The 12,940-nt window shown below is 41.4% G+C and carries 14 protein-coding genes; 13 read left to right on the top strand and 1 reads right to left on the bottom strand.

The genetic code is table 11. The features are described from left to right. The first annotated feature begins 4 nt into the window (after positions 1-4). The 8 genes from G630_RS24665 (at position 5) to G630_RS25725 (ending at position 6,249) form a co-directional block, all read left to right on the top strand. On the top strand, positions 5-160 hold the full coding sequence (locus G630_RS24665) for a hypothetical protein (protein ID WP_022762824.1): 156 nt from the start codon (positions 5-7) through the stop codon (positions 158-160). Next, the gene (locus G630_RS0111225; protein WP_022762823.1) at positions 153-410 is read left to right on the top strand and encodes a hypothetical protein; all 258 of its coding nucleotides are present in this window, start codon (positions 153-155) and stop codon (positions 408-410) included. Before G630_RS24665 ends, G630_RS0111225 begins: the two co-directional genes overlap by 8 nt. Before the next feature lie 24 nt (positions 411-434). Beyond that, the gene (locus G630_RS0111220; RefSeq protein WP_022762822.1) at positions 435-860 is read left to right on the top strand and encodes a hypothetical protein; all 426 of its coding nucleotides are present in this window, start codon (positions 435-437) and stop codon (positions 858-860) included. Between the two features lie 189 nt (positions 861-1,049). Continuing rightward, positions 1,050-3,629 (top strand): ATP-binding protein, encoded by a 2,580-nt coding sequence (locus G630_RS21585; protein WP_049946179.1) that lies wholly within the window; start codon positions 1,050-1,052, stop codon positions 3,627-3,629. A gap of 78 nt (positions 3,630-3,707) precedes the next feature. Further along, the gene (locus tag G630_RS0111210) at positions 3,708-5,006 is read left to right on the top strand and encodes an ABC transporter substrate-binding protein (protein WP_026498616.1); all 1,299 of its coding nucleotides are present in this window, start codon (positions 3,708-3,710) and stop codon (positions 5,004-5,006) included. Positions 5,007-5,288: 282 nt separating this feature from the next. Then, the gene (locus G630_RS0111205) at positions 5,289-5,504 is read left to right on the top strand and encodes a DUF2614 family zinc ribbon-containing protein (RefSeq protein WP_022762819.1); all 216 of its coding nucleotides are present in this window, start codon (positions 5,289-5,291) and stop codon (positions 5,502-5,504) included. 125 nt (positions 5,505-5,629) lie between these two features. Continuing rightward, positions 5,630-5,884, top strand: coding sequence for a hypothetical protein (locus G630_RS0111200; RefSeq protein ID WP_022762818.1), 255 nt, complete (start codon positions 5,630-5,632; stop codon positions 5,882-5,884). 17 nt (positions 5,885-5,901) lie between these two features. Continuing rightward, positions 5,902-6,249 carry a PspC domain-containing protein gene (locus tag G630_RS25725; protein WP_022762817.1) on the top strand — a complete coding sequence of 116 codons (348 nt, stop codon included), beginning with the start codon at positions 5,902-5,904 and terminating at the stop codon, positions 6,247-6,249. A 4-nt stretch (positions 6,250-6,253) separates the two neighbouring features. Here G630_RS25725 and G630_RS0111190 read toward each other — a convergent pair whose 3' ends face one another. Further along, on the bottom strand, positions 6,254-7,660 hold the full coding sequence (locus tag G630_RS0111190) for an ATP-binding protein (protein ID WP_155831972.1): 1,407 nt from the start codon (positions 7,658-7,660) through the stop codon (positions 6,254-6,256). A gap of 212 nt (positions 7,661-7,872) precedes the next feature. On the opposite strand from G630_RS0111190, the gene G630_RS0111185 reads away from it, so the two are divergent. The 5 genes from G630_RS0111185 (at position 7,873) to G630_RS21570 (ending at position 12,788) form a co-directional block, all read left to right on the top strand. Continuing rightward, positions 7,873-9,153: a hypothetical protein gene (locus G630_RS0111185; protein WP_026498614.1), complete on the top strand. Its 1,281-nt coding sequence runs from the start codon at positions 7,873-7,875 to the stop codon at positions 9,151-9,153. A gap of 112 nt (positions 9,154-9,265) precedes the next feature. Further along, positions 9,266-9,514: a hypothetical protein gene (locus G630_RS0111180; protein ID WP_155831971.1), complete on the top strand. Its 249-nt coding sequence runs from the start codon at positions 9,266-9,268 to the stop codon at positions 9,512-9,514. Between the two features lie 102 nt (positions 9,515-9,616). After that, on the top strand, positions 9,617-10,924 hold the full coding sequence (locus tag G630_RS0111175) for an ATP-binding protein (RefSeq protein ID WP_026498612.1): 1,308 nt from the start codon (positions 9,617-9,619) through the stop codon (positions 10,922-10,924). A 171-nt stretch (positions 10,925-11,095) separates the two neighbouring features. Continuing rightward, positions 11,096-12,256, top strand: coding sequence for a chromosomal replication initiator protein DnaA (dnaA, locus tag G630_RS21575; RefSeq protein WP_049946178.1), 1,161 nt, complete (start codon positions 11,096-11,098; stop codon positions 12,254-12,256). Positions 12,257-12,410: 154 nt separating this feature from the next. After that, the gene (locus G630_RS21570) at positions 12,411-12,788 is read left to right on the top strand and encodes an RpiB/LacA/LacB family sugar-phosphate isomerase (protein ID WP_242829930.1); all 378 of its coding nucleotides are present in this window, start codon (positions 12,411-12,413) and stop codon (positions 12,786-12,788) included. The last annotated feature ends 152 nt before the right edge of the window (positions 12,789-12,940 follow it).

Below are 12,940 nucleotides of genomic sequence, written 5' to 3'. Positions count from 1 at the left end.
AAACATGGCAATAACAAAGACAATGACGGAGGGAGCTCCCTGGAAACACATCCTTAAGTTCTCCCTTCCGGTTCTTGCAGGATCACTTCTGCAACATCTTTTCATCCATACTGCGTGCAGTGGGGGACAGTGCAGCGACGTGCAGGATTGCTTTGATTAATATAGTGCTTTCCATGTACATCCCACTGTTTGGAGTATTCCAGGGAACCGGCCACAGCGGAATCCCGACCATTGTTGCAACCTGTGCACTGGGCATCAGAGTTGTAGTTGTATATCTGTTCCGCTACAGCGATATTTTCGGACATACTATCATCTGGTGGAACGGAATTTTTGGCTTTGGCCTCGGATTCATGATAACATGGAGTTACTACCTGAGCGGTAAGTGGAAGAGCACGAGATTTTCGCGCTAGAGTGAATAATTGTAAGAGGCTATTATGGACAGAAAGAACCAATTAAAATATATATTACAGATGCAGATGGCACAGATGCTTTATGGAAGAAACGGTGTGGATGCCCTTGTGAAAACCTGCAGCGCCTTGGCAGTAATTCTGATGTTTATAAACATTTTTTTTAATAACACAGTAATTTACTTCATGTGGGTGGGACTTGCAGCCTACGCTATTTTCAGAATCATATCAAAGAATATACCTAAGAGGCATGCTGAAAATCGGAAATTTCTTGAAGTCACATCACTGCCGAGAAAACGTGTGAACTTCATGAAAATGCAATGGAGGGACCGTTCCACGAGCAGATATTATATCTGTACAAAGTGCAATCAGCAGATAAGAGTACCGCGCGGAAAGGGCAGAATTGAGATTAGATGCCCCAGGTGCTCAAACAAATTCATCAAAAAGACTTGATGGAGAATTAAATATATGCAAGCAGCCCATAGACCTTTCCCGGCGGGAAGGTCTATTTTTTTTATCCTTTTTTTATAGAATGATAATGGTTTTGTACAGTATTTGTTGCAATACTTTAACTATGAGTAATGTGGAGATTTTATGGCCTGAACGGGCTTAATGCATATTCCTGACAACAGGGGGTCAGAGGTGAAAAGAGGGCTGATAATAACAATAAATCTTTTAATAATGGGATTTATTCTGTTCTTTATCATCAGGTATGCGAACGCTAAGGCAGAAGAGAGCAACAAGAATGAGATTATTGCCTTTGAAAAGATGACCGTGACTACAAATCAGATCATCACCAATTACCTTGAGGATGAACAGCATCTTTGTGATGTCTGGGCGAATTATATCAATCGCTCAGCGGAAGATGGCGCCCCGATGACAGCAGAGGATGCTGTATCCTATATCAGGAAGGCTAAGAGTTCTTCGGAGATAGAGGGGCACCTTATCTTTCTTGACAGTCCCGGACGGGAAGGTCTCTCTACAACGCCCACAGTGTCTGATCCAAGTGACTATTCGGTTACTTACAAGAATATAAATATCTTTGACAACATAGAAAGTGAGAGCGATTCAAACGGCACTGTCAGTCTGACAAGAGCCTACACAAACCCCATGAACGGAGTGCAGTCCATTGCATTTTTAAATAATGTTACTGTTCTTGAAGAAGAGGGAGGTGCGCCAAAGGAAGGTCTTTTGATGCGCGTTGTTCCTTTGAGTCGCCTTGAGCAAAAGCTTGTTTTCCTAAAGGGTGAGTACGAGAATGTTGAGATAAGTCTCGTCGACAAGAAAGGTAATTACGTCGTTCATGGAAAGTCCTTTAAGAACAGCAATTTCTTTGAGTACTACAAGTCATATAATGCGGCCACGGCAGAGGAATATGAGCATGTGACCAAAGAGATAGCCGGTGGCACAGGAACCATGACTATCAAGAACTTTAAGAAAGAGGACTGCATTTTATCTTATACGCCTCTTGAGACTATGAAGACATGGGTTCTGCTGGCGTATATTCCTGCGAATGATCTTGTGGCAAGCCGTTCGATAGACTGGCTGCTTCTTGGCATAGCGACTCTTGGATTTTTACTTCTTTTAATCTTCAATTCAATCGTCATGATGATCTACAACCGCGAGCTGTCGGAGGCTGCGAAGCAGGCCAATCAGGCAAATGAGGCCAAATCCAACTTCCTATCCACCATGTCCCATGACATTCGTACGCCCATGAATGCGATACTTGGCTTGAACGAGATGGTTCTTAGAGATTCCAAAGATGACAATATCAGAATGTATGCGGAGAGCATCAGAACTGCGGGGAGTACGCTCCTTGGCATCATCAACGATATTCTTGATTTTTCCAAAATTGAAGCGGGAAAAATGGAAATAATCAATGTTGATTACAGCTTTGTTTCGCTTCTAAATGACCTTATAAACATGGTTCAAAAGAAGGCAGAAGACAAAGGGCTCTTCTTTAAGCTGGACGTAGACAAAGATATCCCTATGGTCCTTAACGGAGACGAGATCAGGATCAAACAGGTCATCATCAACATTCTCTCAAATGCAGTTAAATACACCAAGGAGGGAGGCATAACCTTCTCTGTAAAGGCTAACAAGCTTCAGGATAAGCCGAATGCGGTCATGCTCAGAGTAAGTGTAGCTGACACCGGCATAGGCATAAAACCCGAAGATCTTGATAAACTGTTTGTCGCTTTCCAGCGTATTGAGGAAAAACGGAACAGGAACATCGAAGGAACAGGCCTTGGAATGACTATCGTTCAGAGATTCCTCGATATGATGGGCAGTCGACTTGAGGTTCAGAGCGAATATGGTAAGGGCTCGGTTTTTTCCTTTGAACTTGAGCAGAAGGTCGTAAAATGGGATCCGATCGGCGATTTCGAAGAGGCCTTCAGACGTTCATCAAGTACGCTTAATAAGTATCATGAAAAGTTCACAGCACCTGATGCAAGAGTACTTGTGGTTGATGATACAGCTGTTAATCTCACGGTGTTTGTAAACCTGCTTAAGAGGACCGGGATTCAGATAGATACTGCGGAAAGCGGTGATGAATGCATATCGCTTTTTAGAAGTAAGAGTTATGACGTCATTTTCCTGGATCACATGATGCCGGATAAAGACGGTATAGAGACACTCATGGAGATGAAGGAAATAACCGATACACCTAATATGGGGGTTCCTGTAATCTGCCTTACTGCCAACGCGATATCCGGTATGCGCGAGATGTACACAAATGCCGGATTCGATGACTATCTCACGAAACCTATTGATGCCGAGCGGCTGGAGATGATGCTACTGCAGTATCTTCCGGAGGATAAAGTGACTATCGCATCTGAAAATGGCGATGCTGACGAGAATGAGCTTCCGGATTTTCTGTATGGAATAAAGGGGCTCGACGCAGATGCTGGTATGGATTACTGCGGCGATGCCGAGGATTATCTTATGGCTCTTGAAACGTTCCTTGGCAGTGCGGATAAGAAGGCCGAAGAAATTGAGAAATTCTGGGCTGAGCGAGATATCAAAAACACAACTGTAAAGGTTCACGGGCTTAAGAGTTCCTTCCGGGCGATAGGTGCGCTGAAGCTCTCCGAATTTGCCGCGGAGCTTGAGAAGGCCGGAAACGACGGCGATACAGACAGACTGGATAAAGATCTTGGCGATCTGATTTCCGGATACAGGGAGCTGGTGAAAGAGCTGGAACCTTTAAATGATCTGTAGGATGTGAATAACTATTGACTGACCTAAGGAATCTTCCGCAAGTGGAGTGCTCTTAGGTCCGGAAGAGAGGTAATTCTTATGAAAAAAACTTTGAGAATGGTAGTTTCTTTGAGCATGGTCATTATGCTTCTTTTACAGGGCTGTGGCAGCCCAAAGAAAGGGGATGCGCCTTTTGCTCCGAAGTACGACAAGGATACTGAGTTCTCATTAACCGTTGCGGGCAGTTACGGTAACTTTGAGTCGCTTGAGGCAGAATTTGAGCGCTTCTACGAATACTATCCGAACGCCAATCTTCAGTATGTAACGATGGATGATTATAAAAATGTCATCCCCAGCGCTCTCGTTAGCAGCGAGCCACCGGATATTTTCACTACAAACGGCTCGATGATCGGTGATGAGAAGTATGATGCCATGTTTGAAGCATGCGAGGTTTTCTCCGACTCTTCCGTGGGTATCGATTATTCATGTATCAGAGATTCCCTGATAAGGACTACGGATTCGGGAGATGTTGTTATGCTCCCGATTTTCACCACATCCTACGGAATGCTTGTCAACATGGATATCTTTGAAAAAGAAGGGTTGAAGGTTCCGAACAATTTTAAGGAGCTTATGGATGTCTGTGCCAAGCTTAAAGCTGCAGGCTATGAATCTCCTGTGATGGGACCTGACGTGTTCAGCGGATCGGGACTGTTTAACTGTTTTGCCTATCCGATGTTTGCATATGATGTAATGAAGAACAGTGATAAAGTCGACGCTCTTAATAATTTGGAGTCGGCATCGGGAGAGATGATGAGGCCTGCTCTTGAGAGGCTTTCTGAATTTGTTAACTCTGACTGCATAGATATTGCAAAATGTCAGGAGGAGATAACCGACGAATATGAAGCGGTTATCATGCGATTTTTCGAGGGCGATGTACCTATGATGCTTGCCACAGGTGATGTGGTTTCGGGAACGGGCAAGAGAGAGAGCAAATCCGATGCCTTTACCGCAAATCCTTTTAAGTACAGATTCTATACCGCGCCTGCAGGTGACGATGGCGGTTATTTCATCAATTCCATCAGCATTTGCTTTTCAGTTAACAAAAACAGCAGGAATCTCGACATGGCCAACGAATTCATGAGATTCCTGATCAGCAAGAAAGAGCTCAGTAACATGGCAGCGTCCAAGCGCCTGATCACACCTATAGATGATTTTTCGACTGATGAACTTTATTCGTCACTTGCGGATATACCGTCAGACAGGAGCTTCAGTGACAAGGAGACCGGCCTTATGGACCCGGCGGTCAGACAGTTCAGAGCTGCGATATATGCAGTCGGCAACGGAACCATGACAGTGGATGAGGCTGTTGCTGCGTACGGAAATATTCCGGAGGAATGAAGGAGGAAATAGATTATCAGAATTTTCGTTTTGGTATAGCTTTTTTACGATAAAGTTTCGTAACTCCGTGTTTATTTATCAAATTGGAAAATTATAGCGTGCCATATTGCGTTTCTGAATATACATAATATCGACCGGTTTTAATATCATATTCTTATCAGATAAGTGTAAAACGATACAGAATAAGTGAATCGTATCGGCTTTACAGTTTGTTGTGATAAAAGTGTGATATAAGGATTGGTAATATATCACCATAAGAAACAGAAAGCAGGGGTGGTAGCTATGAAGAAGGTATTTGTAAAAAGAATCGCAATGGTAGTTGCAGTAATGACAATCGTTTTAGGTTTTGGTTTTGCTACAAACATGAAGGTAGCTGAGGCTAAGTCACAGATGATGGAAATTACATGTCCTCACTGCCATGAAAACACAACAGTAGATGTTATGCTGGATGATGTTACATGCAGCCACTGCCACGAAAATATCCATATTGATGGCTGATAAAATACAAACAAGAAGAGCAATTCTTCTTTAAAACTCCTAATTCTATATAACCAAAGATGCCCTGATCAGAGATGGTCAGGGTATTCTTTTGGGGAAAGATTCGTGTATAATGGAGTTCAGTAATGTTTTCAGAAGGAAGTGAAGGAACAGAAATGAAGGACGAAATCATACTTGATGAAAAGAAGCTGGCGCTGCTTGATCTGATAGACAAGGCAGGAAAAGGCAGCATAGAGGCAGCAGAGCAGGTAGCTGAAGCATATTTTAAGGGAACCTATGAGGGAAAGCCGAACCTCGCAAAAGCTAAGAAGTGGGCTTCTTATGCCGCAAAGCATGGGAGTGAGAAGGCTGCAGCGATACTGAAGGAAATATCAGAATAAGAAAGAGGGTATAGATTATGAATGAAAAGAAGCTTTACAAGAGTCATGATAAAAAGTTGTTCGGTGTATGCGGCGGCATAGCTGATTATTTTGGTATTGATCCCACATGGGTTCGAATCGGTATGGGGCTCGCGGTATTCTTTACGGGAATCGGAATCCCTGCGTATATCATAGCAGCACTGGTTATGGATGATGACCCCAAGTATATCGAGGATAAGTCCTATAACGATAGGTCCTATGACGATAGCAGGGTAGTCGATAGTACTGCCACATTTGTGGATGATGAGCCTGCCGGTTATCAGCAGGCCCAGCAGTATGAGAGTGATGAACCGATTGGATTTAATCCTTATGATGGAGATAGATGATTTATTATAGGTACATATCGTCAATTCCAATTAGCTTACAATCTGTGGCATGTTCTTTCACATACTTTGAGAAGCCTCCAAGTGAAAAAATACATAATATAGGATTGGTAGCAGGAAGATATTTTACTTTATCCATAAGATTTTCATAATCACTTTTTTCAAATGGGGTTTTTTTGAATTTACATTCGCCTATAAGTTTTATGTTCTTTCCATCTTTTCCAAGCAGATCTATCTCGATCTGCTTTTGCTTTCTGTCCTCATCAAGAACAGAATCCTGATAGCCTGTAATCTCAGTGAGAAGTGGTAGAGCATCCTGTCCGGCATGCATCAGTAGGTATTCCTTTGCCATTTTCTCAAAGATTTTTCCCATGAAATCATGCAAATGATCTTTAACGTTTGCCCTATAATATGCTTCGCCGTTATCAGCGTTGATAAGACTGGTAGCTCTGTTTACATAACGGAACCAAAATTCAAGCATACTGTCATTCAGAACATAATAGGGTTTCTTTGATATTCTCTTCTCAAGTATTTCTGCATTCGTCAGAACTTTCAGCGGATAGGTCACATCATCAGACCCGACACAGGAAGCAATTTCACTATTCTTTGTATGACCGGTGGCAACAGCGGAAATAATGGAATTGTATATCGCCGGACTCTGTCTGTCGCTTGTCACAACAGTCTTTATCTGCTCTTCTGAAAAATAGCCACCAATAGAATAGAACTGTTCAATAATATTGTCTTCGAGGCTCAAGGATGTATCGAACTGCTCAATGTATTTTGCCACACCGTTAGAGAGGCCATAGCAGATGGCTTTTTCCTCATTTGAATATCCATCAAGGAACTCGGCAGTCTCAAGATAGTTGAAAGGCTTAAGTTTAAGTTCAAGATCACTTCTTCCATGAAGAGGTGCAGACTCAGCAAGAACTTCATCCTTCATAAAACTTACGAGAGAGCCGCAGAGTATGAAGAACATCTTGCCGTTTTTCCATTTTGTATCAATCTCTTTTTGAAGCACAGATTGGATATAGGGACACTGTTTTGCCAGATATGGATATTTATCAATAAAAAAGATGATTCGCTCATTTTCAGCTCTCTTTCCGACAAAATCAAAGAGCTTTTCAAAACTGTTGAAGCTGATATCTCCAAGCATATCAGGAGCAAGCGCAGTAAGTACCGATTCCGTCATCAATGACAACAATTCAGTTTCACCGCGTTCTACGGATGTAAAGGATATGCTCTTACAATCATGTTCGCTTATGAACTTGTTTATGAGTTTGGTCTTTCCAATCCTTCGTCTTCCATAGAGGACAGTCATAACGAATCCGTCCTGCTTATATTTTTTATCAAGTATCGTAAGTTCTGTAGTTCTTCCCCTGAAAATGTCCTTCATGACAGTCCTTTCTTTTACCAAAGTGGATTTCACCGAAAAGGATTTCGGCGAAATGGATTTCGGTTAATTATTATTGTCTATATACTGACGTAAAAAAGCAAGAATAGTTATAAAATGGCAGGACTATGTCCGGAAATTTATATGTACATTGTTTATACAAATTTAAGATTGATGCCTAACGGAATATAGTAAAATTTAGGAAACAACTTTAAGGTGCGAGGGGGAATAGGCTCATGAAGTATAGTATTGACACATACAGGCTTTACTCAAGTGAAAAGATTTTTTCATTCTGTATAAGAGTAAGGGTGACAATGAAAGATGAAGTAGATATTGATGTACTTAGAAAGTCCGTCAATACAGCTATGCAGCGCTATCAATACTTTGCAAAAGAAGTGGCTCTCGGAGAGGATGGCGGATACGATCTTATCCCAAATAAAAGAGATGTTGTGGTGCTTGAGACACCGGAAAAGCTTCCGGATCTTTGCAGCGAAGAAGTGAACAGGCATCTCCTTTATTTGGACTGCAAGGGAAGGAATATCTTTTTTAACATAAGCCATTCTATGTGCGGCGGAAAAGGCATGATGCCTTGGATCCAGACTACCCTGTATCAATATGTTGCCGATAAATACAGCATTATTCCCGATGCGCCGGGCATTAGAAAACCTGACAGTGAGCTTCTTCCCGGAGAAACAGATGAACCGACCATAGATATGCTTCTTGATGAAAAGCCCATATATACATACAAGAGTAAAAATCCTGTTGTAATGCTGCTGGACTACTTAAATGGTATGTTCAATCCTTTTATGCGGGATCCAATTTACTATCAGTTTACGTTTGAACAGAGTGATATTATGGCTTTTGCCAAGCACAATGATTCAAGTGTCGCGGCTTTTTTCCTCATGACCTTAGCCATGGCGCTTAACAAAGTTCTTCCGGACAAATATAAGATTATTGGGGGTGAGACAGCTCACTTTCCGGGTGCTGACATTGGGCTTCCAAGCAGTTATCATGATCTGCTAAGCCATGTACATATAGATTATGACAGGAAATATTTTGACTATGACATTGATAAGCTTGGAACCTACACCCGCAGCCAGATAATTCTTCAGACTGATCCAACCGTAAGTAACTACCAACTTCGCAAGCATTTTGACTTTTTAGAGGAAATAGATAAGATATCCGGTCAGAAGAACAAGATAGCTGCTTATGCACAAAAAGACCCCTCCAAGGGCAAGGAGGCTCAGCACGGAACCTTTATATCGAACTATACAGGCTGGGCTGACTTTGGAGAAGTTGCGGATTATATAGAGTCATATTTCGCGATGGTGGACGGACATCTTCTACTGGAGGCATTGTCCATGTCAGATAAGATTTTCCTATCATTTATGCAACTGATCAGAGATACAAAATATGTGAACGCTTTCTGTGAAGTCATGGACGACCTGGGTATTTCTTACAAAATGGAAGGACCATTTCCCAATATCAGACCGAAGCACCGGCTGCCTCGCCAGTAAAAATGCATCATGTATAGTGTGTGATAATTGTGTGATATTTTAAGGAGTATGATGATATCAGAACAAAGGACAAGGGCAGCCGAGGTAGCGACGCTTTATCGAGGCAGGCCCGATGTCAAAAGGACGAAGCAGCCAGCGAAGGCAGCGATGCTTTACCGGAGCGAAGGCCAAGGTCCTGCGGTTCAGTTTGAGGGGAGAGATATCCAGGGCGGCGCACGCTTCACCCGATGGTATCACAATAAAAAAATCATCTACAGCAGCGGCGAATTTTTCACCTAAGCCAAGGGATGCGACACTGAGAAAGGCCGGCGGAATGCCGGCTTTTTTCAGTGGTGGAAAAAATCGTCATGCCATAATGTAATCGAAAAAAATGTAGAATTCTACAATTTTATTGAATAGACATTTTTACAATGATAAAATATAAATGTGAAAAAATGTAGAATTCTACAATTTAGGAGATTACATGATAAAGAGAGATAAGTACTTAAAGCAACTTATAAGTGCACAAAAGAATGGATTTCCCAAAATTATAACGGGAATAAGACGATGTGGAAAATCATTTTTGCTAAAAGAAATCTATAGAGAATATCTTATAAATAGTGGCGTTCAGGAGAAGAATATTCTTGTCATGGAACTGGACGATGATAGGAACAGCAAATATCGTGATCCTATAGCACTTGGTGAATATGTTCGGGAATACTGTAAGGGTAAAGGTGAATATTTTGTCTTTATTGATGAAATTCAAAAGGTATACAAGATACTGAATCCGGTACTAACAGAAGGGAAACATGTTCTTGCAGGAGAAGATGACGAAGAGACAATATCTTTTGTGGACGTTGTTCTTGGTTTATCAAGGGAAAAGAATATAGATTTGTATGTCACAGGATCGAATTCAAAAATGCTTTCTTCCGATATCGTTACGGAATTTAGAGACAAAGCTACTAACATTGCATTGGCACCGTTATCTTTTGAAGAATACTTCGAGTATGTGGGTGGTTCAGCAACAGACGCAATTTACTCATATATGCAGTATGGAGGAATGCCACTAGCTGTCTTAAAGAGCGATGAAGAGAGAAAAGAATATCTTAAGAGACTATTTCAGACTACATATTTCAGTGACATTGTGGAGCGGAATAATCTGAAAAAGGGTGAAGCGTTGGATGAACTTTGTAACATAATCAGTTCCTCAACAGGCTCATTGCTAAACGCCGAGAAGATTGCGAATACATTTGTGAGTGTGCGGCATGAAAAAATAAATAGAGCAACGGTAGAGAACTACATAGAGTATTTTAAGGACGCCTTTTTGCTACGAGAGGCATCACGATATGACCTTAAAGGAAGGAAAGAGATTGGGGCATTAAGAAAGTATTATTTCTGTGATACGGGACTTCGTAATGCCAGGCTTAATTTTGCTTTTCCGGATGAAGGCCAGATGCTTGAGAACATTGTTTATAATGAGCTTTGTTATAATAGTTACACTGTCAACGTTGGGGCGTTTGATTCTGTTGAAAAAGATAAGAATGGAAAGTCTGTCAGAAAGACTAATGAGGTGGATTTCTATGCCACAAAGGGGGTTAGATCATACTACATTCAAGTAACGTCGGATATATCAAATGCGGATACAAGGGCAAGAGAAGTACGACCATATATCTTGTTGAATGATCAGGTCCAGAAAATACTGGTAATCAATAGGCCAATCAATGAAACAAGAGACGAGCAGGGGTTCACAGTTATAGGAATAACAGACTTTTTGCTCAGATTTATAAAGTGACTTTTGGGCGGCGAATTTTTTCACCTAAGCCAAGGGATGCGACACTGAGAAAAGCCGGCGGTATGCCGGCTTTTTTCAGTGGTGGGGAAAAGTTTTTAGGGTGGGCAAATATTGTCCACCTTATTTTGTATTATTGGGGCAGACGTTTTTTAGAGATGAAATGAGGAAACGATGCCTGAAGATAGTTTATTAGATGAAAAAATAAAGAGCCATTGGGATGAGATAAAAGAGACAATCCGTAGGGAATGCGGACTGTCTCAGATAGTATATGGGACCTGGATAGAACCTCTGATATTTGAGAGGTACGAGTCAGAAACTGCGTATATCTTAATTTCGCACAACAATAGGATGGCAATTGACTACATTAACAAGCGTTTCAACGCTTTCTTTGTGGTTGCAATCTCCGAGTTAATTGGGATTGACTCCTTACAGGTCGTGTATATCATATCAGACGATGTTGCTAATACTGTCATCCGAGAGAAGAAAAATGAGGAACATAGGATACAACAAGGATCCCGACTGAAAAGCAAATTCACCTTTGAAAGCTTTGTTGTTGGTGACAGCAACAGGTTTGCCTATAGTGCGGCAGTTGCAGTAGCTGAGGATCCCGGGAATGCGTATAATCCTCTATTTTTATATGGTGGCCCCGGCTTGGGAAAGACACATTTGTTACAGGCGATAGGTAATTACATTCTGCATAATACGCCTGAAAAGGCTGTTCTTTACGTGACATCCGAGGAATTTACCAATGAGGTGGTTGAACACATCATGAAGGGTGAACCTGAAAAACTCCGTGATAAATACCGGAATGTTGATGTTCTGATGGTTGATGACGTGCAGTTCATTGTCGGAAAAAACAGTACACAGCTTGAGTTCTTCCATACATTTAATTCTCTTTATCAGGAAGGAAAACAAATAGTACTTTCATCTGACCGTCATCCCAAAGAGATTGAAAATCTGGATGAGAGATTTAGATCCAGGTTTGAAATGGGGTTAACATCTGACATACAAACACCTGATTATGAAACCAGGATGGCTATACTTCGCAGATTGCAGGAAGGAAATACCCTTAAGGTTGATGACAACGTTCTGGAATACATTGCTACGGGGGTTGTATCAAATGTCAGAGAACTTGAAGGTGCATATACGAAGATAGTTGCATATTCAAGGCTCAATAAGCTTACAGATACACTTGCATGCATTACCGGCAGCATAGCGGAGGCGTACTGCGGTTATATTAAGAACACGGAGCTGAAAGACATATTATTGGAAAAGCTTCCGGAAAACATAAAAAGAATAGCCGATGAATTTGAATTAAAGTATTTTTCCTGAGAAAAGATTCCGGGTGGTCATATTTTGACCACCCTATTTTTTATACTGAGAATATTCCAAGGTATTACCAGATCCCTTATCAAATGATTTATGCTTACAAAATATAGAAAAAAGAAATAATGGATATAAAGGCAATTTTTCTAAAGGTAATGAAGTGAAAGATTTTGGAACGTATGATGAGGAGTCATGCGATCTTTCTGATTTTGTTTATCCGGCTGCATTGGCGGTAGCAAAGGGTGAGTGTGACAGAGGAATCTTTTGTGATGGCGTTGGGTATGGTAGTGCCCTTATCGCAAATAAGATAAACGGTTGCTATGCCGCGGTATGTCAGGATCCGTTATGTGCTACTCTTGCCAGGCAACATACAGATTCAAATATCCTTTGTCTCGGAGCTAAAATAATTGGTGGGCTCATGGCTATGGAAGTTGTGAAAACGTGGCTTACCACTGAACCATTGATGGAAGAAAAGTACCGAAGAAGAGTCCAGAAGGTGTGTGATATAAACGATAAGCATTGTGTACCGGTGAAATGAGAATATCGCTGGAGATTGTTTGGTGTTGCGTAAGACGGTAAGATATAACAGAATTTTTGCAAAACAGTTGTAGACTTTCTCTCAAAGGGAGAGAAAAGCTACAACTGTCATTGTATTATTAGCGCCATTCTTTGGGCTTTTCATGCTTTGCC

Source organism: Butyrivibrio sp. WCD2001, assembly GCF_000424485.1.
GTDB lineage: Bacteria > Bacillota > Clostridia > Lachnospirales > Lachnospiraceae > Butyrivibrio.
The sequence above is the reverse complement of the archived record's forward strand: the minus strand, read 5'-3'. Positions and strand labels throughout refer to the sequence as shown.